The sequence below is a fragment of the Zunongwangia sp. genome (assembly GCF_048269745.1).
Lineage (GTDB): Bacteria > Bacteroidota > Bacteroidia > Flavobacteriales > Flavobacteriaceae > Zunongwangia.
In genome coordinates, this window is record NZ_JBLXIB010000010.1 from 75,503 (window position 1) to 99,103 (window position 23,601).

Annotated in this window: 21 protein-coding genes; 12 read left to right on the top strand and 9 right to left on the bottom strand. The window is 32.6% G+C overall.

Going from position 1 to position 23,601, the window contains the following annotated elements:
- Position 1: 1 nt before the first annotated feature.
- The 6 genes from ACN0WI_RS12110 to ACN0WI_RS12135 all read left to right on the top strand — a co-directional run bounded on the left by ACN0WI_RS12110 (position 2) and on the right by ACN0WI_RS12135 (position 5,111).
- Entirely contained in the window at positions 2–904 is a 903-nt protein-coding gene (locus tag ACN0WI_RS12110) for a 1,4-dihydroxy-2-naphthoate polyprenyltransferase (protein ID WP_417887179.1), read from the top strand.
- An 81-nt stretch (positions 905–985) separates the two neighbouring features.
- Positions 986–1,663, top strand: coding sequence for a metal-dependent hydrolase (locus tag ACN0WI_RS12115; RefSeq protein WP_417887181.1), 678 nt, complete (start codon positions 986–988; stop codon positions 1,661–1,663).
- Entirely contained in the window at positions 1,664–2,698 is a 1,035-nt protein-coding gene (locus ACN0WI_RS12120) for an o-succinylbenzoate synthase (protein ID WP_417887182.1), read from the top strand.
- Between the two features lie 9 nt (positions 2,699–2,707).
- Entirely contained in the window at positions 2,708–3,664 is a 957-nt protein-coding gene (locus ACN0WI_RS12125) for a CPBP family intramembrane glutamic endopeptidase (RefSeq protein WP_417887183.1), read from the top strand.
- A gap of 80 nt (positions 3,665–3,744) precedes the next feature.
- The gene (locus ACN0WI_RS12130) at positions 3,745–4,854 is read left to right on the top strand and encodes an AMP-binding protein (RefSeq protein ID WP_417887184.1); all 1,110 of its coding nucleotides are present in this window, start codon (positions 3,745–3,747) and stop codon (positions 4,852–4,854) included.
- A 71-nt stretch (positions 4,855–4,925) separates the two neighbouring features.
- The gene (locus tag ACN0WI_RS12135; RefSeq protein WP_417887185.1) at positions 4,926–5,111 is read left to right on the top strand and encodes a PLDc N-terminal domain-containing protein; all 186 of its coding nucleotides are present in this window, start codon (positions 4,926–4,928) and stop codon (positions 5,109–5,111) included.
- A gap of 117 nt (positions 5,112–5,228) precedes the next feature.
- On the opposite strand, the gene ACN0WI_RS12140 is transcribed toward ACN0WI_RS12135, so the two are convergent.
- The 3 genes from ACN0WI_RS12140 to ACN0WI_RS12150 form a co-directional block, all read right to left on the bottom strand.
- On the bottom strand, positions 5,229–5,516 hold the full coding sequence (locus ACN0WI_RS12140; RefSeq protein ID WP_417887187.1) for a YciI family protein: 288 nt from the start codon (positions 5,514–5,516) through the stop codon (positions 5,229–5,231).
- Positions 5,517–5,582: 66 nt separating this feature from the next.
- The gene (locus ACN0WI_RS12145; RefSeq protein ID WP_417887188.1) at positions 5,583–7,214 is read right to left on the bottom strand and encodes a M1 family metallopeptidase; all 1,632 of its coding nucleotides are present in this window, start codon (positions 7,212–7,214) and stop codon (positions 5,583–5,585) included.
- A 63-nt stretch (positions 7,215–7,277) separates the two neighbouring features.
- Positions 7,278–8,906 carry an acyl-CoA carboxylase subunit beta gene (locus ACN0WI_RS12150; protein ID WP_417887189.1) on the bottom strand — a complete coding sequence of 543 codons (1,629 nt, stop codon included), beginning with the start codon at positions 8,904–8,906 and terminating at the stop codon, positions 7,278–7,280.
- A 174-nt stretch (positions 8,907–9,080) separates the two neighbouring features.
- On the opposite strand from ACN0WI_RS12150, the gene ACN0WI_RS12155 reads away from it, so the two are divergent.
- From ACN0WI_RS12155 to ACN0WI_RS12175, 5 genes are all read left to right on the top strand, one after another.
- Positions 9,081–9,260: a CAL67264 family membrane protein gene (locus ACN0WI_RS12155; protein WP_417887190.1), complete on the top strand. Its 180-nt coding sequence runs from the start codon at positions 9,081–9,083 to the stop codon at positions 9,258–9,260.
- Positions 9,261–9,279: 19 nt separating this feature from the next.
- On the top strand, positions 9,280–9,741 hold the full coding sequence (locus tag ACN0WI_RS12160) for a DinB family protein (RefSeq protein ID WP_417887191.1): 462 nt from the start codon (positions 9,280–9,282) through the stop codon (positions 9,739–9,741).
- Between the two features lie 67 nt (positions 9,742–9,808).
- Entirely contained in the window at positions 9,809–11,503 is a 1,695-nt protein-coding gene (gene ettA / locus ACN0WI_RS12165; protein WP_417887192.1) for an energy-dependent translational throttle protein EttA, read from the top strand.
- Between the two features lie 134 nt (positions 11,504–11,637).
- Complete coding sequence (locus ACN0WI_RS12170; protein WP_417887193.1) at positions 11,638–12,813, top strand: aminopeptidase C; 1,176 nt, start codon at positions 11,638–11,640, stop codon at positions 12,811–12,813.
- A 244-nt stretch (positions 12,814–13,057) separates the two neighbouring features.
- Positions 13,058–13,498 carry an Hsp20/alpha crystallin family protein gene (locus ACN0WI_RS12175; protein ID WP_417887194.1) on the top strand — a complete coding sequence of 147 codons (441 nt, stop codon included), beginning with the start codon at positions 13,058–13,060 and terminating at the stop codon, positions 13,496–13,498.
- Positions 13,499–13,551: 53 nt separating this feature from the next.
- Here the strand turns inward: ACN0WI_RS12175 and ACN0WI_RS12180 are convergent, their stop codons facing one another.
- The 5 genes from ACN0WI_RS12180 to ACN0WI_RS12200 form a co-directional block, all read right to left on the bottom strand.
- Positions 13,552–14,769, bottom strand: a complete 1,218-nt coding sequence (locus ACN0WI_RS12180; RefSeq protein ID WP_417887195.1) for a hypothetical protein — start codon at positions 14,767–14,769, stop codon at positions 13,552–13,554.
- A gap of 196 nt (positions 14,770–14,965) precedes the next feature.
- The gene (gene uvrB / locus ACN0WI_RS12185; RefSeq protein ID WP_417887196.1) at positions 14,966–16,975 is read right to left on the bottom strand and encodes an excinuclease ABC subunit UvrB; all 2,010 of its coding nucleotides are present in this window, start codon (positions 16,973–16,975) and stop codon (positions 14,966–14,968) included.
- Positions 16,976–17,041: 66 nt separating this feature from the next.
- Entirely contained in the window at positions 17,042–19,438 is a 2,397-nt protein-coding gene (locus ACN0WI_RS12190) for a T9SS type B sorting domain-containing protein (RefSeq protein WP_417887197.1), read from the bottom strand.
- Between the two features lie 115 nt (positions 19,439–19,553).
- Positions 19,554–20,390, bottom strand: a complete 837-nt coding sequence (locus tag ACN0WI_RS12195; protein ID WP_417887198.1) for an ABC transporter permease — start codon at positions 20,388–20,390, stop codon at positions 19,554–19,556.
- Positions 20,391–20,393: 3 nt separating this feature from the next.
- Positions 20,394–21,296 (bottom strand): ABC transporter ATP-binding protein, encoded by a 903-nt coding sequence (locus ACN0WI_RS12200; protein ID WP_417887199.1) that lies wholly within the window; start codon positions 21,294–21,296, stop codon positions 20,394–20,396.
- Between the two features lie 93 nt (positions 21,297–21,389).
- On the opposite strand from ACN0WI_RS12200, the gene ACN0WI_RS12205 reads away from it, so the two are divergent.
- On the top strand, positions 21,390–22,454 hold the full coding sequence (locus ACN0WI_RS12205) for a hypothetical protein (protein ID WP_417887200.1): 1,065 nt from the start codon (positions 21,390–21,392) through the stop codon (positions 22,452–22,454).
- A 61-nt stretch (positions 22,455–22,515) separates the two neighbouring features.
- On the opposite strand, the gene ACN0WI_RS12210 is transcribed toward ACN0WI_RS12205, so the two are convergent.
- Positions 22,516–23,574 carry a nucleoid-associated protein gene (locus ACN0WI_RS12210; RefSeq protein ID WP_417887201.1) on the bottom strand — a complete coding sequence of 353 codons (1,059 nt, stop codon included), beginning with the start codon at positions 23,572–23,574 and terminating at the stop codon, positions 22,516–22,518.
- Positions 23,575–23,601: the final 27 nt, after the last annotated feature.

A 23,601-nucleotide genomic window follows, 5' to 3' on the forward strand; every position in this document is an offset into this window, starting at 1 on the left:
CATGATAAAATTAAAATCCTGGATTGGAGCAGCACGCCTACGGACGCTGCCATTATCGTTATCAGGAATTATTGTAGGTACTGCAATAGCTGCTCATTTAGGCTATTTTTCTATAGAAATATTTGCTTTAGCATTAGCTACTACTTTAGGATTACAAATACTATCTAATTTTGCAAACGATTATGGAGATGGGGTGAAAGGAACCGATAATGATGAACGGATCGGGCCGCAACGAGCTTTGCAAAGCGGTTTAATTACTCATCAAGAAATGAAAACGGGTATTATAATTACCTCTGTAGTTACATTACTAATTGCTGTGTCTTTAATATATGTAGCGTTTGGAAGTGAAAATTTCATATATTCAATATTGTTTTTTTTCCTTGGAATTGGAGCAATAGCAGCGGCTATTAAATATACTGTTGGAGAGTCTGCATATGGCTATAAAGGCTTAGGAGATATATTTGTATTTCTGTTTTTTGGATTGGTATCGGTATATGGTTCGTATTTTTTATATGCAAACCAGTTAAATGCATTAGTGTTATTGCCCGCTACTGCTATTGGTTTTTTAAGTGCGGGTGTGCTTAATTTAAATAATATGCGAGATCGAGAACCCGATGAACGCGCCGGTAAAATAACCTTAGCTGTAAAATTAGGGTTGTCTAAAGCTAGAAACTATCATTATTTTTTAATTTTTGCAGCAATTTGCTGTATGTTAATTTATACAGTATTATCGTATCAAACTTGGGTTGATTTTTTATATATTATAACATTTATCCCTTTGCTTTTGCATGTTAATAGAGTTATGAAAAACAAATTACCCAAGCTGCTAGATCCAGAACTTAAGTTTTTATCGCTTTCTACATTTGCATTGGCTTTACTTTTCGCCGTTGGAGCGGTATTATAATTAAGGTTTAACAAAATTATAGAAGTTCAAATTTTAAGAATTCTATAAGCATTACTTATTTTACATAAAAAAGTAGCAAGTATGGAACTTACATTTTACGGACAGAATTGTTTAGGTTTACAAATAGGGGAATTCAATATTTTAGTAGATCCTTTTATAACCGGTAACGAAAAAGCAAAAGATATAGATATTGCTGATTTAAAAGCAGATTATATTTTAGTAACACATGCCCATCAAGACCATGTGTTAGATGTAGAAGCAATTGCAAAAAATACAGGAGCAACAATAGTTAGTAATGCAGAGATAGCTTCTTATTACGGAGAAAAAGACCTTAGAACTCATCCTATGAATCATGGTGGGAGTTGGAATTTTGAATTCGGAAAAGTAAAATATGTCCCAGCTTGGCACAGTAGTACTTTTCCTGACGGAGCATCGGGAGGTTTACCAGGAGGGTTTGTGATTGAAACTTCTGAGAAAAATATTTATATCGCTGGAGATACCGCACTTAGTAATGATATGAAATTGATCCCGTTATTTACAAAGCTTGATTTAGCTGTATTGCCAATAGGAGATAATTTTACCATGGGAGTAGATGAAGCAATTGTGGCAAGCGATTTTGTAGAATGTGATCGAATTTTAGGTTGCCATTATGATACGTTTGAGTTAATTGAAATAGATCATGATTCTGCAAAACAAAAATTTGCTCAAAAACAAAAAGAATTGTTATTATTGAATATCGGAGATAAAATGACGGTGTAAATGCGAGCAACTTATAAAAAACACGTTTTAAATTTTAAACGCCCTAGCGGAACTTCGCGGGGCGTTCTTACTACTAAAGAAACTTGGTTTATAAAAATTGAGGAAGATGATCAAGTAGGATTGGGAGAATGCGGTATTTTACGCGGGCTTAGTATCGATGATCGACCAGATTATGAAGAGACGCTTAAATGGGCCTGTGAAAATATTACTTTAGGAAAAGATGAACTTTGGAAACAATTAGTAACCTTTCCCAGTATTCAGTTTGGTTTAGAAATGGCTTTTCAATCTTTAAAAAGCGAAAATAATTTTGAATTATTCCCTTCAGCATTTACACGGGGAGAAGATTCAATTGCTATAAATGGTCTCATTTGGATGGGAGAAAAAGATTTTATGAAATCTCAAATAGAAGATAAATTAAAATCAGGCTTCAATTGCATAAAAATGAAGATTGGGGCAATCGATTTTGAAACCGAAATGGAACTGCTAAAATATATTCGCTCTCAATATTCATCCAAAGAAATTGAATTACGGGTTGATGCTAACGGAGCATTTTCTCCGCAAACTACTTTAGAGAAATTGAAACGTTTAAGTGAATTAGAGCTGCATAGTATAGAGCAACCTATAAAGCAGGGTAACTGGGATGAGATGGCAACCTTATGTGAAAAAACACCTTTGGCAATTGCGCTAGATGAAGAACTTATTGGTGTAGTTACTGAAACGGAAAAGAAAAAACTGCTACAAAGTATACAGCCACAATATCTTATTTTTAAACCAAGTTTAATAGGAGGTTTTAAAGGAACACAACAATGGATTGAATTGGCAGAATTAAATAATATTGGTTGGTGGAATACTAGTGCTTTAGAAAGTAATATAGGGTTGAATGCAATTTCTCAATTTACTTATCAAAAAGAAGTTTCGATCCCGCAAGGATTAGGAACCGGTAGTTTATATACCAATAATATTGAAAGTCCGTTACTAGTAAAAGACGGAAAAATTAGTTACGATCCTGATTTAAATTGGGATTTTAAATTTTAAAAAAAGTAAATGTATATAGAACAAGCATTTAAGGGAAGATTTCAAATTTGGCGTTATATTTTAGGAACTATTATAATAGTACTAGGCATGTTTGTCGGGCAGTTACCACTAGTAGGTGCAATAATGGCAAAGTACGGCGTTTATGGGATGCAACAGTTTAGTGATGAGGCTAGCTTAATGAAAGCATTAGATAGTAATCTTACATTTTTTCTAATTCTCTTATCATTTGCCGTGGCGTTGTTGGTTTTATTGTTTGTAGTTAAAGTATTGCATAAACAAACTATTACTTCGCTAACCACCAGCCGTAAAAAAATAGATTGGCGGCGATTTTGGTTTTCATTTTCAGTAATAGCTGTTCTAAATATTGTAATGGTTTTGGTAGATTGTTTTATCATCAATCCTGAGAACTATGAGTTTCATTTTCAATTAAAACCCTTTTTAATTTTAACGGTTATCGCTATTGTGATGATTCCACTGCAAACCAGTTTTGAAGAATATTTATTTAGGGGGTATCTTATGCAAGGAATTGGGGCGAATATGCGTTATAAATGGGTGCCATTAGTAATTACTTCTGTTGTTTTTGGTGGTCTTCATTATAGCAATCCGGAAGTTAGCCAAATGGGAGATTTAGTAATGGTAACTTATATTGGTACAGGCTTTATGTTAGGTATCATGACGTTGATGGATGAAGGCTTAGAACTTTCGTTAGGGTTTCACTCTGCAAACAACTTGGTAGCATCGTTGTTAGTTACCGCAGATTGGACAGCTTTTAATACAGAATCTATATTTAAAGATGTATCAAAACCTGTTGCCGGTTGGGATGTATGGATAGGAGTGTTGGTTATTTATCCATTAATCCTTATTATTTATGCAAAAAGATACCAATGGAACAATTGGCGAAATAAACTTTTCGGAAGAGTAGAAAAACCAGTAGTTTCCAATACTATTTCAGAAGATATATCCTAAAATAGGAATTATAATTTACTATTTGGTAGTACTAAAATAACATGCAGAAATAAGTATATTATCATCTTTGATAAGTTATTATGGCAGAATTTTTTAAAATCCCAGAACCGCATTTAGCTTTTAGGTTAAATAAAAAGCAATATACAAATGCTGAATTAAGGCAATTAGCTTTTCAGTTTATAAAAAATGGAGAAGCTTACGAAGAAGAAATAGGGGAGTTCTTGTTAGATTGGTTAAAACCAAGTGCATATCTTGAAGTTAAAACTTCAGGATCAACAGGTACTCCAAAAATTATTCAGCTAAAAAAAGAATATATGGTTAATTCTGCTTTAGCAACCTCTAAATACTTTGATTTACCCGAAAAAACCACTGCTTTACTTTGTCTCCCGGCAACTTATATAGCTGGTAAAATGATGATTATTCGTGCTATTGTTTGTGGTTGGCAACTCGATTTAGTACCACCATCTTCTTCGCCACTTGATCAAGTTTTTAAAACCTATGATTTTTGTGCCATGACGCCATTTCAATTAGATAATTCGGTAGCTAGGCTACATTTGGTAAAAAAGCTAATTGTAGGAGGTGGTGCAATGTCGCTTCGGTTGCAAAAGATGGTTAAAAAGTCCAAAACAAAGGTTTACGAAACCTACGGGATGACGGAGACTATTACACACATTGCTGCAAGAAGAGTAAATCCGAAAAAGAAAAAAAACAAAAGCAAGAAACAACCAAAACCTTTTAAAATATTACCTAATATTAATATAAGTAAAGATGAACGTGGTTGTTTAATAATAAAGGCTTTTAATTTATCGGATGAAGTTATTGTAACCAATGATGTAGTTGATATTATAACGTATAAAAAATTTGTTTGGAAGGGGAGAATTGATAATGTTATAAACAGCGGAGGCGTGAAATTACATCCTGAGGAAATTGAAAAAAAATTAGGTAGGATTATTGATTTCCGATTTTTTATAACCTCTATACCTGACGATGCTTTAGGGAATAAATTGGTATTGTTTGTTGAAAAAGGTTTTTCTGAAGAAGAATTGGTTAGAGTGACAGAAAGAATCAATAAACTTAAATCCTTAGAAAAATTCGAAAAACCTAAGAAGATTTATTTCGTTGAAAAATTTGAAGAGACTTCTAGCGGGAAAATTCACCGTGATAATACGTTAAGGAGTAAAATGAGTTAAAAAAGTGTGTTATTTTGTTGATTATAAGTGTTTTAATTTGTATTTTGTTTTTATAACCAAAAAAAATAATCATGGGCTTTCCGCTATTACTGATTTTAACTTTCGCCATTTTGTTTCCTCTTTTGGCGATAATCGATATTGTACGCAATAACTTTAAGGAAAATGATAAAATTATTTGGCTTCTCGTCGTATTATTTTTCAATTTTTTGGGAACGATTCTTTATTTTATAATTGGAAGAAAGCAGCGGTTGATCTAAAATCAAAAAAAGAAGATTGAAATATCAAATTTCAACCTTCTTTTTTTGATTATTCATATTAGATTCGAACGTAGTCGAATTTAGTATAATTGCATCTATAAATTGTTGTTTGTGCTTTTATTCCGTCAAGAATTTTAATTTATCACAAGTTTTACTTGGTACAAATTCAGTCACTTCATAATCCGCCAATTCATTTTTCTTAAAAGGGTCTTTTTCAATAATTTTCTCCAAATCAGATTTAGATTTAATATTCGATAAAATTATTCCGCCTGTTCTTGGAATTTTTCGTCCAGAAGCATGAAAATTTCCTAGTTCATATTGTTCGTTTAGAAATTCAATATGAGCCTTAAGAAATTGTTCTATTTTTTCTAACTCAGTTTTATAAGTCAGGTTTATAATAAACATGTATAGTGTATTTTTTATTCGATTTTGAGTTTTTTAATATTATGATATACAACTTCTAAATAGTATTTATTTAAAACTCATGTTAACATAAAATTCAAGATCGTTTAATTTAATTTCATTTTTATTAGAAACTTTTTGATCTAATTTTTTCCAATTCAAAGTCGGTTTTAAACGAATTTCTTTTCCATCGATAAACACATCTACTGGCATCTTGAAATTTTCAACATTAGCTCTCCAACGGTAGGCATAAGTTTTTCCTTCCCTTTTGAATTGCAATTCCGGAATATGCGGATGTCTTAAATATTGATCGAATACCGGTTGCAAATCAGTTTTTATGGGTTTATTGAAGAAATCTTCAACAGTTTTGCTCTCAATTATTTTGTGTTTGTAGATTTTAGTAAAATCTCGAAGTGTATTCCACCAAAGTTCGTCGTCATTATAAATGCTTCGGATCATATTCAATAAGCTAGAACCTTTATAATACATATCTCCGGAACCTTCAGCATTTACACCATAATCCCCAATTATTGTTTCTTGATTTAAAATATTAGCCCGTTGCCCTTTTATATATTTTTGAGCTGCCTCTTTACCCCACCTACATTCTATATAAATAGATTCAGAATAAGTTGTAAAACTTTCATGAATCCACATATCAGCAATATCTTTTGCTGTAATACTGTTTCCAAACCATTCATGTCCAGATTCATGAATTATAATATAATCCCATTTTAGGCCGATTCCTGTACCGGAAAGATCACGTCCTAAATAACCTTTACTGTAATGGTTTCCGTAAGCAACCGCGCTTTGATGTTCCATGCCTAAATACGGAGTTTCTACTAATTTGTATCCATCTTCTATAAAAGGATAAGGTCCCATTTTTTCGTAAAAGCAAGCCATCATGTCTTTAACTTCCTGAAATTGTTTTTTTGCTTTTTCAAGATTGTAAGGAAGTACATAATAGTCTAATGTTAAATCTTTAAACTTATCAGAGAAATGCGCATAATTAGCAATATTTAAGGTTACATCGTAATTGTTAATCGGGCTTACTGTTTTCCAACTCCATTGTGTATATCCATTTCCTAGATCTTTTTTACCAATCATTCTTCCGTTAGAAACATCCATTAATCCATTAGGAACAGCAATATCTAGCTGTACACTTTCAGGTTCATCACTTTGATGGTCTTTATTTGGATACCAAAGGCTAGCTCCGGTTCCCTGTACAGCTACACCAACCCATGTATTTCCTTGTTCGTCTTTGGTCCAAACAAAACCACCGTCCCAAGGAGCATTTTTAGCGATAATGGGATGTCCGGAATAGAAAAACTCTAAAGAATCGGTAGTGTTTTTAGCTAAAGATTCTTCAAAATCAATAAAAACAGCATTGTATTTTCTTTTATAATTCAATGCTTTTCCATGGAACATAATCGAGTCAATATCCATGTTTTTAAATAAATCGATCTGGATTACGGGGAGTTTTTGTTCCGTTTTAAAAGTGATAATATTACTTCCGTTAATAAATTTTTCGGAAGGATTTACTTTTAATTTTAGGTGATATTTCAAAACATCGTAAGCTCGTTCAGCTCTTAAAGAACCCCGAAGTGTATCGGCTTCAGTATATTCTTTTTTATTGCTTAGCATTTGTGCCGAAGCGGAAAATGTAAATAAGGATAGTAAAAATAGAGAAAGAAAATTTTTCATTCTTATTGTTTAAATTAAAAAAATAGAATTGCCATTAAGTAATAGATATTTATGAATTTATAATCAAGTTTGAATAACCCCTAAGTTAAAATCTTTTTCGATAGGAGCGTGGTTAGCACACTCAATTCCTGTCGAAATCCATTTTCTTGTATCCATAGGATTGATTACTGCATCTGTCCATAATCTAGCTGCTGCATAATAAGCTGAAGTTTGCTCATCGTACTTCGCTTTAATTTTTTCGAATACTTTCTTCTCTTTTTCAGCATCTACTTTTTCTCCTTTTTTAGCTAAAGAAGCAGTTTCTATTTGTGCTAAAACTTTTGCAGCTTGCGTGCCTCCCATAACAGCTAGTTCAGCACTTGGCCAAGCAACAATAAGGCGTGGGTCGTAAGCTTTACCGCACATTGCATAATTTCCAGCTCCATAGGAATTACCTAAAATTATAGTGAATTTGGGTACTACAGAATTACTAACTGCATTTACCATTTTTGCGCCATCTTTTATAATACCACCATGTTCACTTTTGCTACCAACCATAAAACCGGTAACATCTTGAAGAAATACTAACGGAATTTTCTTTTGATTACAGTTGGCTATAAAACGAGTAGCTTTATCTGCAGAGTCAGAATAAATTACACCGCCAAATTGCATTTCTCCTTTTTTATTTTTTACAATTTTTCGTTGATTGGCTACAATTCCTACAGCCCAACCATCGATACGTGCATAACCGGTAATAATGGTTTGTCCGTATCCTTGCTTATATTCCTCAAATTCAGATCCATCAACCAAACGTTCTATAATTTGCTTCATATCGTATTGGTCAGATCGCTTTTTAGGTAAAATACCAAAGATTTCTTCACAAGCAAATTTAGGTTTAGTGGGCGTTTTCCGGTTAAAACCAGCAGTATCGAAATTGCCGATTTTATCCATAATATTTTGAATTTTGACAAGCGCATCTTTATCATCTTTTGCCTTATAATCAGTAACACCACTAATTTCAGAATGTGTGTTAGCACCGCCAAGAGTTTCATTATCGATGCTTTCACCAATTGCAGCTTTCACTAAATAACTTCCGGCAAGAAAAATGCTTCCAGTTTTTTCAACAATAATAGCTTCATCACTCATTATTGGTAAATAAGCACCTCCAGCAACACAACTTCCCATAACAGCAGCAATTTGAGTAATACCCATGCTACTCATTATAGCATTATTTCTAAAAATTCTACCGAAATGTTCTTTGTCAGGAAAAATTTCGTCTTGCATCGGTAAGTAAACACCAGCACTATCTACCAAATAAATTATAGGGAGTTTATTCTCGATAGCAATTTCTTGCGCGCGTAAGTTTTTCTTTCCAGTTATAGGAAACCAAGCTCCGGCTTTAACAGTGGCATCATTAGCAACAACAATACATTGTTTTCCTGAAACTTTTCCAATTTTAACAATAACTCCACCACTTGGGCAGCCTCCATGCTCTTTATACATGTCATCTCCAGCAAAGGCACCTATTTCGATAGCATCATCAGCTTTGTCTAGTAAAAAATCAATACGCTCTCTGGCGGTCATTTTTCCTTTTGAGTGATGCTTTTCAATACGTTTTTCACCCCCACCTAGTTTAATTCTTTTAAGGTGATGATTTAAATCGGAGACTAATAATTTATTATGATCTTCATTTTTATTGAAGTTAATGTCCATATAAACAGTGTTTTGAGATCAGTGTATTTATTGTTTTTATATTGAATAAATTTGTTAGTATTTTCTAAAAAAGGGTTGAAAATTCCACAATTTTGGCTAAAATACAAAATACGGAGTATTCGATTTTTAAATAAGTAGCCAAAATATCCGATATTTGTAACTTAAATAAAGTATATGAAATTAAATAAGAACACCATTTTCGCTTGGGCTTCCTTTATAATTTTTATAGTAGCCACAGCTATTGTATTATTAGGTGTCTTAAAATATAAAGATCATGCCATTGGGTTTAGTGTGGTTGGTATTGGTTTTTTTGCTATATCCTGGGTATTTAATGCCCTTAAAGGCCGAATTTAAATCTTAAATAACGCATTTTATGGAACGACAACAGTTGGTGAAGCATCTTGATGGTGGAGAGGCGTTTATGCCTATAACAGAAGTGTTAAACAAAATTTCCTTTGAAGATTTAGGAAAACGAATAACGCCACTACCTTATTCTTTTTATGAAATATTCTACCATATTCGGTATGCTCAAAAAGATATTTTAAATTATATAGTTTCCGATACCTATAAAACGCCTAATTGGCCAGAAGGCTATTGGGATAAAAAAGAAGCTCCGGAAAGCAAAGAAGATTGGGAGTCTTTAAAAGAACAATTCTTTGCCGAAAGGCAGCAATTAGCAAATTATATTTTAGATGAAACAAACGATCTTGACGAACCGGTAAAAAATAGTAAAAATCATACCTTATTACGAGAATTAATGTTAGTTATAGAGCATAACGCTTATCATTTAGGACAATTAATTGTGATTCTGAGACTTTTAGGCGATCATCAATAAACTTAATAGGTTTATTTGTAGTTTTGCAATTCGTAATACACATAAAAATAAAAAATAATACTTATATATGGCAGACGATAATAAAGTGATATTTTCGATGAGTGGGGTGACTAAAACCTTCAAATCGGCAAATACACCGGTTTTAAAAAATATTTACTTAAGTTTTTTCTACGGTGCTAAAATTGGAATTTTAGGGCTTAATGGTTCTGGTAAATCTACTTTATTAAAAATTATTGCTGGGCAAGATTCCAATTATCAAGGAGATGTAGTATTTTCTCCAGGATACAGTATTGGTTATCTTGAGCAAGAGCCGAAATTAGATGAGGATAAAACAGTTCTTGAAGTTGTGAAAGAAGGAGTAGCGGAAACTGTAGCTGTTTTAGATGAGTATAATAAGATAAACGACATGTTCGGTTTACCTGAAGTTTATGAAGATGCAGATAAGATGCAGAAGCTTATGGACAAGCAGGCAGAACTTCAAGACAAAATCGATGCTAGTAATGCTTGGGAATTAGATACCAAGCTAGATATCGCTATGGATGCTTTAAGAACTCCGGATGCGGATAAGAAAATTTCGGTATTATCTGGAGGGGAAAGAAGGCGAGTAGCTCTTTGTCGTTTATTATTGAAACAACCTGATATTTTATTATTAGATGAGCCTACTAACCATTTAGATGCTGAATCGGTACATTGGTTAGAACATCATTTAGCACAATATAAAGGTACTGTAATTGCTGTAACGCACGACCGTTATTTCTTAGATAATGTAGCCGGGTGGATTCTTGAGCTAGATAGAGGAGAAGGTATTCCATGGAAAGGAAACTATTCATCTTGGTTAGATCAAAAATCTAAGCGTATGGCGCAAGAACAAAAACAAGCCAGTAAGCATCAAAAAACATTAGAGCGTGAGTTAGAATGGGCGAAGATGAATCCGAAAGGAAGACAGTCTAAACAAAAAGCACGTCTTAAAAACTATGATAAATTACTAAGTCAAGATCAAAAACAAATGGACGATAAATTGGAAATTTATATTCCAAATGGTCCGCGTTTAGGAACAAACGTAATAGATGCAAATGGTGTAAGTAAAGCTTTTGGTGATAAGTTACTTTATGAAGATCTTAATTTCAATTTACCTCAAGCTGGAATTGTTGGAATTATAGGGCCAAACGGTGCCGGTAAGACGACTATTTTTAAAATGATAATGGGTGAAGAGCAACCTGATAAAGGTTCTTTTGAAGTAGGTGAGACAGCTAAAATTGCTTATGTAGACCAAAGCCACTCTAATATTGATCCTGAAAAAACAATCTGGCAAAACTTTAGTGACGAGCAGGAATTAATTATGATGGGCGGTAGGCAAGTTAACTCGAGAGCTTATTTAAGTCGATTTAATTTCAGTGGAAGCGAACAAAATAAAAAAGTTAATAAACTGTCCGGAGGGGAGAGAAACCGACTTCACTTAGCGATGACGTTAAAAGAAGAAGGAAATGTTCTTCTGCTAGATGAGCCTACAAATGATCTTGATGTAAATACACTTCGAGCTTTAGAAGAAGGTTTAGAGAATTTTGCAGGATGTGCGGTAGTTATTTCTCACGACCGTTGGTTCTTAGATAGAGTTTGTACTCATATCCTTGCTTTTGAAGGAGATTCTCAAGTATATTTCTTTGAAGGTAGTTTTTCTGATTATGAGGAGAATAAGAAAAAACGTCTAGGTGGAGATGCTATGCCTAAACGTATAAAATACAAACGTTTAACTCGAGACTAGTCGAGTTTTAATATTTTTTAAAAAATAAAAGTCCTTTTAAACCAAGACTATCATTGGGTTAAAGGGGCTTTTTTATTTAAAAAAAAGAGAATAATTGATTACTTTAGCACTTTGCTTAAAATTTTTATCAAATTATGAGAAATAAATTAATGACACTGGCATTAGCCTCGTTTATAACAGTAGGTGCAGTGGCTCAAGATGACTTAATTGAATCATTAAATAGCAACCATAGTGTGGCTGCTAAAGAAGGGTTTCAGTTTAAGCCAATTATTATGTTAGAATCTACTTCAGTAAAAAATCAGGGAAGTAGTGGAACTTGCTGGAGTTATTCAGGAAACTCTTTTCTTGAATCTGAAATGATTCGTGAAGGAAAAGAACCTGTAGATATTTCTGAAATTTACACCGCTCGTTGTGTGTATATCGAAAAAGCTAAAAACTATGTACGTATGCATGGTAGTTTAAACTGGGGAGATGGTGGTGCTTTGCATGATGTTACTAATATTTATAAAAAATATGGTGCGCTTCCACAAGAAGTTTATAGTGGTTTAAATTATGGAACCGATTATAATAAGTTCGGTGAGATGCAAGCAGCATTAAAAGGAATGTTAGACGGAATTGTTCAGAACAAAAACGGAAAGTTGACGCCAAATTGGATAGATGCTTTTACTGCAGTTCTAGATAGTTATTTAGGTCAAGTTCCTGAAGAATTTGAATACAAGGGAAAAACATATACACCAAAGTCTTTTGCAAAAGAAGTAGTTGGTTTAGATGCTAATGATTATTTAGAACTTACTTGTATTCCTGATGAACCTGCTTATACTAATGTATTTTTATCTGTTCCAGATAACTGGAGTTTCGATTATGCTTATAATGTAAAAATGGATGATTTAACTGCTACAATCGATAATGCATTAGAAGAAGGATATACCGTAGGTTGGGCCACTGATGTTAGTGAGAAATCATTCAGTTGGAAAAATGGAGTAGCATTTGTACCTGAAAGAGAATATTCAGAAATGACTCCGAAAGAAAGAGCAACTTTGTTTAGTGCTCCAAAACCAGAGCGAGAAATTACTCCGAAAATGAGACAAGAAGCATTTGATAACTATACCACTACCGATGATCACGGAATGCAGATTGTAGGTTTGGCTAAAGATCAAAATGGAAAAGAATACTATATTGTTAAAAACTCTTGGGGAGAATCTAACGATTATAAAGGGTATTTATATGTAACCAAAGATTACGTGAAGTTTAAAACTACTGCTCTATTAGTTAATAAAGATGCAATTCCTAAAAAAATCTATAAAAGCTAGTTTTTTATATTATTAGCTATTATTATTCAAAAGCGATCTTAAGATCGCTTTTTTTATACTCAAAAATGACAATATGATTATATAATTATTCTTTTACCTTTTTGTTTAAATTAAAAAGCGACAATTTGTCGCTAAATTTTTGTTTAAATATGACTAAATGACGTTAAAAATATTTTGGAATTTAAATTGCTAATAACTTATCGAGTTTGAAAATGAACAAAAGTTTAATAAAAAAATAAAAGTTATGAGTTTAATTAAGAGAAATGAAAACTGGTTGCCATCTGTATTTGATGATATGTTTAAAACAGATTGGTTAGGAGGAACAACAAATGTTAACAATATAGGAACAAGAATTCCTGCGGTAAACATACAAGAATCTGATGAAGGTTTTAAAGTTGAGGTTGCTGCTCCTGGAAAATCGAAAGAAGATTTTGATATTGAATTGAATAACGATGTATTAACCATTTCTGCAGAAGAGAAATCTTCTAAAGAAGAAACTGATAAAGATGGTAAATATACACGTAGAGAGTTTAGTTACAGCACTTTTAAAAGAGCTTTTAGTTTACCTGATTCTGTAGACAGTAGTAAAATTTCAGCTAGTTACAATAATGGTGTATTAGACATTTTATTACCTAAAAAAGAAGAGGCTAAAGTTCCAGCAAAGCGAGCTATTGAAATTTCGTAATAGTTTAGCTTAAAATCGCTAAAAAAGCATCCAATTTTGGATGCTTTTTTAGTTTAAAATTTATTCAATAATATCCAACGATTACCGGCACTTTGTATGGTGTAAATACTACTACTTTCTAAAGAAGAAATAGAACTGCTTGTACGCACATCAAATAAATCATCTGAAGTATCTTGAAATTTGATTATTTTTTCTGAAGTTGTCGACCAAATTATTAGTGTGATTGTTCTTCCCTTATGCTCTGAAGCTATTGGTAATACAACACTATCCACATTATCATTAATTCGAAGTGTACCTACTTCATCTTCAATCAAAAAATCTCCGGTACTACTAGTGGTTGAAATATAAGATTGTGTAGAGGGAAGCCGCCATTCTAGAATACCGTTTTCAGTAAGTGCTAAAACCTGATTTTCTTGTCCTTTAAATTCAGGGAAAATATAAGCATTTTCAGTAGTCCTACCAATACCGAGTCTTCCTGCAAAGTAACCTGCAAAAACATCCGCATTACTGTTACCTTCCGCTGTACTGTAAATTCCGTAGATATTACCTTGAGCAGTTCCGCTTCCTATTTCAGAATATATCCCATAGTTATTACTACTAGCCCCAGCTGTTCGTCCTACACGATTAAATAATCCATAAATGTTGGTACCAGAACTCTGAAAAGTTTCATTAAATATACCGTAATGGATACCTTCTCCGCTTGTGCTTACTTTATTTTTAATTCCATATTTTTTTCCTTCAACCAAGCTATTATTATCGATTTCGATACCGTAGCTGGTAATAACTGCTGTCGATGGATTATTATTTTCAATTTTTATTGCGCTTTGTATAGTATCTGTATTTGTGTTAATATGAAGTTTGGTATTTATTTCAGTCTCTTCTGTACCGATACTAATACTCCCATTTCTGTAAATAGTTTCGTTGATATTATTTGGAGAAGAATTGGTATTAGTTTTATAGAAATTTGATTCTGAAAAATCACCTTCTATAGGAGTCCATAAATTTGTTTTATCATTCCAATAATAGAATCCTTCTTTATAATTAGGGAGTTCTCGGTTTAGAAAAACCAACATGGCATGCTGGTCTTGACTAGGTTCTGTTTCTGGAAAATTATTAATTCTTGGTATTAAAATACCATCTGTATTAGAAGGTGCGTCCTTTTCTAAACTTTCTATATGTAAAGTAGCTTTAGGATTATCGGTGTTAATACCAACCTGCGCTGTTAGAAAAGAGGAAATACATAGGCAAATAATAAAACAATACGAATTCATAGCATCTTGATTTTAAAGACACTTCAGCAAACCATATGTTTTTGGGTAATTTTAAAAATATAACGTAAAATGCTTATAATCAATTTTTTAGATGTTAAATATTTTATAATCTATTGTAAGTACATAAAATAATAACCTTTATTAAGTCTTAAAATTTCGTGCTAATTTGACTATAATTAATTATAAAAAGCAAGTGTTAAGCTTGTTCCTTTAACTTATCTTGAAAGATTTTGATTTCATCTCTAAGTCGAGCTGCTTCCATAAAATCTAAATCTTTAGCAGCTGCTTCCATAGCTTTTCGTTTTTCTCGAATTGTTTTTTCAATTTGCCCTTTTGATAAGTAGGCTCCTTCTTCTTCTGCAACTTTTAGTGCTGGTTTTTTGCCTTCCTCGTAAACGTCTAATTTTTGTTTTATTAAAGAATTATCTAACTCTAATTTTTTAACAAGTGGTTTAGGAGTAAGGTTATGTGCTTTATTATAATTTATCTGTTTGGTACGTCGATATTCGGTTTCATCCATCGTTTTTTGCATACTATCGGTAATCTTATCGGCATACAAAATAGCTTTTCCTTTAATATGTCTTGCTGCTCGACCAATGGTTTGGGTAAGCGATCGGTTACTTCTTAAAAAACCTTCTTTATCAGCATCAATTATAGCTACAAGAGAAACTTCAGGCAAATCCAACCCTTCTCGCAATAAGTTAACACCTATTAAAACATCGAACACGCCACGACGTAAATCTTGCATAATCTCTACTCGTTCTAAAGTATCTACATCGCTATGAATGTAACGACACCGAATATCGATTCTGGTTAAATATTTGGCTAATTCTTCAGCCATTCGCTTAGTTAAGGTAGTTACTAGTGTTCGTTCATCTTTTTCTACTCTAGTTTGAATTTCTTCAATAAGATCATCAATTTGGTTTAAACTAGGTCTAACCTCAATTATCGGATCTAGTAGCCCGGTTGGTCGAATAACTTGTTCTACATATACGCCTTCACTTTTTTGTAATTCGTAATCTGCTGGTGTAGCACTTACATGAATTACTTGATTTTGTAGCGCTTCAAATTCTTCAAATTTTAATGGTCGGTTATCCATTGCAGCAGGAAGCCTAAAACCATATTCTACTAAAGTTTCTTTTCGAGAACGGTCGCCACCATACATGGCATGTACCTGCGGAACCGTTACGTGAGATTCATCAACAACCATTAAAAAATCATCTGGAAAATAATCCAACAAGCAGAAAGGACGAGTTCCTGGTTTTCTTCCATCTAAATACCGAGAATAATTTTCGATTCCAGAGCAATAACCAAGTTCCCGAATCATTTCTAAATCGAAATTAGTTCGTTCATCTAAACGTTTTGCTTCTAAATGTTTACCTATATCACGGAAATAATCGACTTGTTTTACCAAATCGTCTTGAATGCTTTTGATGGCATTTTGTAACACATCAGGAGAGGTTACAAACATATTAGCCGGATAGATATTTAAGCATTCATATTTTTCAATGATATCGTTAGTTCCTGGATCAAAAGCTTCAATTTCTTCAATTTCATCTCCAAAAAAGTGAATTCGAAAAGCATTATCGGCATAACCCGGAAAAACATCCACGGTATCTCCTTTTATTCTGAAATTACCATGAGTAAATTCAGCTTCTGTTCGAGAATACAAACTTTGCACCAACTTGTGTAAAAATTTTGTCCGACTAATTTGCATATCTCTTTCAATAGAAATCACATTTTTACGGAATTCTACTGGATTACCAATACCATACAGACACGAAACCGACGCTACTACTATAATATCTCGACGACCACTTAATAATGAAGAAGTGGTGCTTAACCGTAGTTTTTCGATTTCATCGTTTATAGATAAATCTTTTTCAATATAGGTACCAGAAGTAGGGATAAATGCTTCGGGCTGGTAATAATCATAATAACTTACAAAATATTCAACTGCATTATCCGGAAAAAATTGTTTGAATTCAGCATACAATTGGGCTGCCAACGTTTTATTGTGAGCCAAAACCAAAGTTGGTTTTTGTACTTCTTCGATTACGTTTGCTACCGTAAATGTTTTACCGGAACCGGTAACTCCTAAAAGTGTTTGGTATTGATCGTTTTTTTCTAGTCCACTAACTAATTGTTTAATAGCTGTAGGTTGGTCTCCGGTAGGTTTATACTCTGATTGTAATCTGAATTTCATTTTTTCTTTTTTCTAGCTCTACGAAAATACGCAATTAATATGCCGCTTCAAACCAGGAAAATTTTTTTATCGAATTAGACTAAAATGTCCTTTAATAGTTCTATTATTCTCTAAAGTTACTTGAAACCAATAATCGTTTTTCGGCATTGGTTTTCCGTTATAGTTGCCATCCCATCCTTTATCGAAAGCTTTAAATCTGGCTAATAATTTTCCGTATCTGTCAAATATGGAAATAGTAGTTTGATCAGCTACAGTGTTTTTTATTCCTTTAATTTTCCAAAAATCGTTAATACCATCGTTATTTGGTGTAAAAAATTTATTGTAGCCTATTACTGCAACTTCGGTTTTTAAAATACCGCAGCCCTTTTTATCTCGAATGTAGAAGTTTATAAAACCGGAAGGTACATTCTCAAACGAATTACTGGTTTGATAAGGACCTTCTTGCAAGGAATATTCATAATCACCAATTCCTTCAGCAAAAATAGTAACCCGGTTATTATCAGAAACATCTTGAACTTCGGGATCTGCCACAATTCTAGCAATATTAGAAACTTCTACATCAAATTGTTTTTCCGAAGTGCAACTTGCACCATTAGCTGTATTGGTTGCAGTTAATTTATAAGTTCCACTTTCTGAAATAGTTAATCTTGAATCGGTACTAATTTCTTGTTTTTGACTGTTATCAATTTTAAACCATTGGTACTGGGAAAAATTACCAGGATTAATTATTAAAGTTTCTTTGTTTAAACAGGTGAAATAGTTATCCTGAATATTGATTTTTGGCTTTTGAGTAACTTTTAATTCAACACTTTCAATTCCTTGGCATTCGTTATTAACTTCTAATCTAGCGTAAACAGTTTTTGAAATAGATTCGTAGTTATCTGGTAATTTATTTTCTTCTATGGAAGCGTCTGCTAGCGATTCGTAAAATTCTACCTGGAAAGATGGGTGCATGGTCGAAGCAATTTTATCGAGATTGAAAATACCTACTTGGACTTCAATATTTTCATCTAGCCCACAAGTACCAAAAGGTCCTAGGTTAGGTAAACTTGTGGTTGTAGGATATACCTCTAAGTAAAGTGTAGCTGTGGTTGTACAGCTTGTATTTGTATTGGTTGCTTGAATAATAATTTCTTGAAAAGCTGTTTTATTTCGATAATTTTCGGGATTAGCGATAGGAGTATCATTTTCTAGTGCAGCTGTATCTTCAAAATACTGAAACTTATAGTTGGTATTTTCTGGAGCTATAAATAATTCACTTTCTCTTAAATTAGTTGGAGTTATACCATCTGTAGAGTTTTCTAATTCAACATCACACTGTACTAAGTTGTAATCGCTAATAGTAGGAGCTTCATGAAAACGAAGTGAAACTTCAGCGGTACTAACACAACCTGTATTTTTATTTTCAACTCTTGCATAAATTTCAGTTTCTGAGGAAGAATATGTAAGCGGTAGCAGGTTGTTTACTTGTAATGCATCAGTTTCTGTTTCGTAAAAAGAAATATCGTGGTCAGTTTCCGATAATCCATTTAGTAATTCAGTAAAACTATCTGTTAAATTGAAGATGCCTTCGTTATTATAATTACAAGCAAGAATTCTAGCCGTTTTATTTATTAATGGACTTTGAGTAACAATTAATTCTAAAGATGTAATATCATAGCATTTAACTAAATCATTTTCAACTTTAGCATAAATAATTTCTGAATTAGTAGTTTGATAATCGGTAGATAATGGGTTAATATTATCATTAGCATCAGCAAGAGATTGGAAAAAAGTAACTTTATCTGATGGATTGTCCTTTATTTCCTCTGTTCTATCCTGAAGATTGAAATTGGCCACTCCATTTGTAGCACACATTTCTAAAGGTTGAGCAGGAGTAGCTTTTGGCCCTGTTGGAAATACATCTCCTTGATCGAAAGCGGTACCAGTCCATTCTAATTTAAAAGGACTACTTCCAATAGGCCGATCTATTACCAAGAAGTAAGACTCCCCTGCTTTTACATCTAAACTTCTTATAAAATTATCGCCATTTTGGCCAGGACCTTCCGATGTATCGGTTAAGCCATCTCGCATACCTGTAATATTACTAGTACTTCCGGCGGCTAGGGGGTTGGTGGTCGAGCAACGTATAGATTGTCCTAAATTACTACAGGTAGCGTTAGGGCCGAAAATAAAAAAATCGTAATCTACTTCAAGATTTTGGCTTGTTGGTGTAAGTATAAAACCTAAGGTTCCCGTTTGTTCTACTTGAATTTCAAACCAAATACTATTATGCTCAAAACTGTTACAATTGTTTATATTTTCTATTTCCTCAACTCCTGCTCCATTAGAATTTGTTGAAATATTTCCATCTCCGCATATTAAAATTGCATTACTACAATCGTTAGGTAAATTGTTTTGACCGTTAAGACTAACAAAAAATAAAAAGAATATTACAAGGCTCAGTATCGATTTTAATGACATAGATGGAATAATAAGTTTCTTAGGGTTAGGAAGTTAAGAAAAGAAACTTATTATTCTATTCAATTTATTTAATAAAAGCGCATTTTAATGCTCTTTTATAGTTTTAATACTGAGATTATAAATCTCTTTTTTTCAATAAAGCGTATGATAAATAAACAAATATGGCAATCCAAGCTATTACAATTAGAAGTTGATACCAATGTATAGCATAATCTTTTTGAAATTCAGATCCTAATTGTGTAGCTGCTGATTGAAAGGCATTTAAACGGGAAAAAGGTTCTTTTACTAAATTGCTCATTGATTCTAGCGGGAAAAATTGAGCGAGAGAATCTGCCTTCCCTGATCCTCTAAAAAACTTCCACTTCAATATTCCATAAACTATATTTTCTATAAGCCACCAAATAAATAAAAAGCCTAATGAAAATGCAGATTTTCGGACAAATACACCTAAAAATAAGCAAAATGAGAAGAAACCGGTTAGCTTAATGAAATAGGCTAGCATATAATCTAAATCAGAAAAAATGATACTCATTTCAGTATAATCAGAAAAAGAGAGTCCTAAAATAAGCGAAACAATAAATAGAAAAAGAGTTGAAATAAGTGCTAATACTACTACAGTTAAAAATTTTGAGAGTATAAATTCTTTTTTCGAAAGCCCATCGATTAAATTTTGTTTTAAAGTCCGGTTACTGTATTCATTCGAAATCATAGTAACGATTACGATTGCTAAAAACAGTTTTAATAAGGAGGCTATGTAACTGTTGAAATGCCAGATGAATGGAAAATTAAAAATACCTTGATCTGCTAATCTAAAATGTATATGCCCAATATTAAACTCTATAGAAGCCATTAAGGCGGTAAATGTGATAAGCGTAAAATAGGTGATGATTAGAATTTTGGAAGAACGGCTATATCGAAGTTTAGAAAATTCTATATTTAAAAGTCGTAACATTATTTAAGCTTTAGTTTCGTTAGTTAATTGAAGGAATTGTTCTTCTAAACTTTCTTTTCGTTTATTTAAATAATTTAAAGAAAGCCCCTTTTCGAAGAAATAGCGGTTAATTGATGAAGCTTCTAACGGAGAATCAATAATTGCAACTACATATCCCTTTTTTTGTGTGATTTTTCCGATGGAAGGATGTTCTTCTAACAGCTTAATAAGTAAATCATTATTTTCAGCTTCTAACTCAAAAAAGCCATGATTAGCATTTATAGCATCGGTTGGGCCGCTGTAGAGTTTTTTCCCGTTTCGTATAATAACTACGTGGCTACAAACTTTTTCAACTTCATCTAGCAAGTGAGAGGCTAACAAAATTGTAGTTCCACTAGTTGCGATGTTTTGTATAATATCCCGAATTTGATGAATTCCTTGCGGATCTAATCCGTTAGTAGGTTCATCTAGAATTAATATTTCTGGATCGTTTAATAGGGCAGAGGCAATAGCTAGTCGCTGTTTCATACCCAAAGAGAAGGCTTTAAATTTAGTGTCTTTTCGATCTAAAAGATTAACAATGGCCAATTTCTCTTCTACTTTTTCTTTAGGAACTCCTTTAATTTTGCAGACCAATTGTAAGTTTTGGGCTGCTGTCATGTACGGATAAAAGTTAGGATGCTCTATAATTGCTCCTACTTTTTTTAAAGCTTCGTGGGTAGATTCGGTTCCGTCGAACCACTCAAAACTCCCAGAAGTTTTATTAACAACATTTAAAATCATGCCTAGAGTAGTCGATTTCCCGCTACCATTTGGCCCTAAAATACCATATACATACCCTTTTTCAATAGTGAACGATAAATCGTTAACAGCAGTCAGAGATCCGTATTGTTTCGTTAGATGATTGATGGTTAGAATTGTTTCCAAAATAAGATTGCTTTACTGGTAGAACGACTAATTTACATTTTTGTTACAAGAATCCTAACAATATCTTTATTTTTGACTGTAATTGAATAGCAGATGGAAGAAAAACTAATGTCGAAGAGAAAACCCTCGTTTCCAATTAACGAGCGTTTAAATAATTATTTATCCCGTTATAATCGTAATACAAAAATTCCTGTTTTTTATGAAGATTTGTTACGTTTTTCCGGTTCTATTGTTGTGTACGATAAAGATGAAGAGGATACACTTTGGGTGCGTTGTTATTATCCGGAATTCGAACGGCAAGAAATAGATGATAGTTTAAAACGAATTTATACAATTCTCCATTCTGATGGGAGCGATGATACTTTAGAGTATTTAGCGGTAGATGCTATCGATTATTGCACATTTGGAAACTCGAAACCTTTCCGTATAAAAGTTCGGAATATTCTAAATGATGTTTTTACGTATTTTTATGTGAAAAAAGCAGATGCATCTAGGGTATATGGATTAGAGTTGGAACATTTATTATCACCGGATCGTATAACTTTTTTATTACATAAGGATACTTTAATTGAGGCACATATTGCCGGAATTCCTGGAGATGTATTTATTGAAAATCATTTACCAAATTTACCAAATTGGGAAAAAACTCAAATTGCTAAACAGTTTGTGAAGTTTAACGAGCGTTGTACAGTACGTTTGTTAGGTGATATGCGTTCGTATAATTATGTGGTAATCCCGACCCACGATTTTGACCATGTGCAATATCAAATTCGGGCTATAGATTTTGATCAGCAATGTTTTGAAGGAAAATTCAAAGTTTACCGACCTCAATTTTTTAAAGAAAATTACAAAATGGTAAAATTGGTTTCGGAGAGATTACAAGTTTCCTCAATAGAGCAATATAGGAAGGAAGAACGTTCACTGTTGGCAAAACGGATGATTAATACACAAGGTAGATTTAAACGTCTTATAAAGTGTATGAGTAACGACCATGTATCTACTCGGGAGAACGTAAACCAATTACGAACCGAGCTTTTTAATTTCACTAAAGACATAAAGTTTAAAAGAGCTAGTACCATGGGACAAATTCTACGGACTGCCCTAGATTTTGTAAAAAGAAATTACGAAGATGTAAATATGAGGCGCTTATTAGAATAATAAAAAACCGATCAACTTTAAGAAGTTGATCGGTTTCAATTTTTCTGAAAACTAAAAATGCTTATTTTTTTTCTTCTTTATTGAAGTATACTAAGTAGTAATACATTTGTTTTTCTTCATCCCATCCTTTTTCTACAAACTTATCTGCAGATTCAGGATTTACAAAATCCATTTTAATCTGAATATTTGTATCAAGATTAATTACATTTTTAAGCTTTTTTCGAGCGTCGGTTACGGCTTTGTTTGCAATAGGGAAATTAGTAACCTCTTCAATTTTATATTTAGGTGCTTTTTCAGTTTTATAATTCTGAAATTCAGGTACTAAATCTGGATTGTCGATTACTGAACTCACAAAATTATTTTCTTCAAAATCATCATTTTTTGCAAAATAATCCATACTACGGTTCATAAACATTACCTCTTCTTTTTTATCTTCCGCAGGTAATACAACATCTTTTGCAAAATTCTGACAGAATTTTAGGTAATTTTTGGTGTAGTAATTTTCATCGGTCATTACCGTAACACCCAAGAAATTATTTAACCAATATTTGGTATCATATTTATTGGCATCTACAGATAATATCTTATATCCTTCGGCGCGTTGCTTGTTAAAAATAAGAGCTCCTTTATCTAGTTTGTTTAGGTTAATTCCTTGTTGAACAATCATTTCTAATATGTTCTCGTTTTCTTTAAATTGAAGAAAATCGTGTTTTAATTCCGATTTAAAAATACCGATAGCAGAAACTTTTTCGTTATCAATTTGCATATTATCGAAATACACAACGTATACTTCCCCACTTTTTATATGCGGATGCCCAGATTGTTCAAATAAAAGCGTAGCTATTTTTTTTGAAATATCATGTGAATCTTCGGGATTATCGAAAATGGAATTGGCTAAACTATAAAGTTCATTAAATTCTAAATCTATTTCGTGCTCAAAATTGTAATAATTTTCTTCTTTTTCTCGAAAGGATTTTAGAAAATATTCTTTAATAAGCGGTGTAATTTCATCGTTTAATTGATAAGGAGCAGCTGAAAGAAAAATGTTTTCATTTCGGCTTTTGTTACCAACACGGTGTATCGAAAGCGATTCGATTTGGGCATTATATAGATTTATCATTTCCGGTTATCTTAAAAGTCGGTTTTT

Bases quoted from the DNA above. Each gene is read 5' to 3' on its own strand.
- ACN0WI_RS12110 (WP_417887179.1), top strand. From the start codon at position 2: ATGATAAAATTAAAATCCTGGATTGGAGCAGCACGCCTACGGACGCTG.
- ACN0WI_RS12115 (WP_417887181.1), top strand. From the start codon at position 986: ATGGAACTTACATTTTACGGACAGAATTGTTTAGGTTTACAAATAGGG.
- ACN0WI_RS12120 (WP_417887182.1), top strand. From the start codon at position 1,664: ATGCGAGCAACTTATAAAAAACACGTTTTAAATTTTAAACGCCCTAGC.
- ACN0WI_RS12125 (WP_417887183.1), top strand. From the start codon at position 2,708: ATGTATATAGAACAAGCATTTAAGGGAAGATTTCAAATTTGGCGTTAT.
- ACN0WI_RS12130 (WP_417887184.1), top strand. From the start codon at position 3,745: ATGGCAGAATTTTTTAAAATCCCAGAACCGCATTTAGCTTTTAGGTTA.
- ACN0WI_RS12135 (WP_417887185.1), top strand. From the start codon at position 4,926: ATGGGCTTTCCGCTATTACTGATTTTAACTTTCGCCATTTTGTTTCCT.
- ACN0WI_RS12140 (WP_417887187.1), bottom strand. From the start codon at position 5,516: ATGTTTATTATAAACCTGACTTATAAAACTGAGTTAGAAAAAATAGAA.
- ACN0WI_RS12145 (WP_417887188.1), bottom strand. From the start codon at position 7,214: ATGAAAAATTTTCTTTCTCTATTTTTACTATCCTTATTTACATTTTCC.
- ACN0WI_RS12150 (WP_417887189.1), bottom strand. From the start codon at position 8,906: ATGGACATTAACTTCAATAAAAATGAAGATCATAATAAATTATTAGTC.
- ACN0WI_RS12155 (WP_417887190.1), top strand. From the start codon at position 9,081: ATGAAATTAAATAAGAACACCATTTTCGCTTGGGCTTCCTTTATAATT.
- ACN0WI_RS12160 (WP_417887191.1), top strand. From the start codon at position 9,280: ATGGAACGACAACAGTTGGTGAAGCATCTTGATGGTGGAGAGGCGTTT.
- ettA (WP_417887192.1), top strand. From the start codon at position 9,809: ATGGCAGACGATAATAAAGTGATATTTTCGATGAGTGGGGTGACTAAA.
- ACN0WI_RS12170 (WP_417887193.1), top strand. From the start codon at position 11,638: ATGAGAAATAAATTAATGACACTGGCATTAGCCTCGTTTATAACAGTA.
- ACN0WI_RS12175 (WP_417887194.1), top strand. From the start codon at position 13,058: ATGAGTTTAATTAAGAGAAATGAAAACTGGTTGCCATCTGTATTTGAT.
- ACN0WI_RS12180 (WP_417887195.1), bottom strand. From the start codon at position 14,769: ATGAATTCGTATTGTTTTATTATTTGCCTATGTATTTCCTCTTTTCTA.
- uvrB (WP_417887196.1), bottom strand. From the start codon at position 16,975: ATGAAATTCAGATTACAATCAGAGTATAAACCTACCGGAGACCAACCT.
- ACN0WI_RS12190 (WP_417887197.1), bottom strand. From the start codon at position 19,438: ATGTCATTAAAATCGATACTGAGCCTTGTAATATTCTTTTTATTTTTT.
- ACN0WI_RS12195 (WP_417887198.1), bottom strand. From the start codon at position 20,390: ATGTTACGACTTTTAAATATAGAATTTTCTAAACTTCGATATAGCCGT.
- ACN0WI_RS12205 (WP_417887200.1), top strand. From the start codon at position 21,390: ATGGAAGAAAAACTAATGTCGAAGAGAAAACCCTCGTTTCCAATTAAC.
- ACN0WI_RS12210 (WP_417887201.1), bottom strand. From the start codon at position 23,574: ATGATAAATCTATATAATGCCCAAATCGAATCGCTTTCGATACACCGT.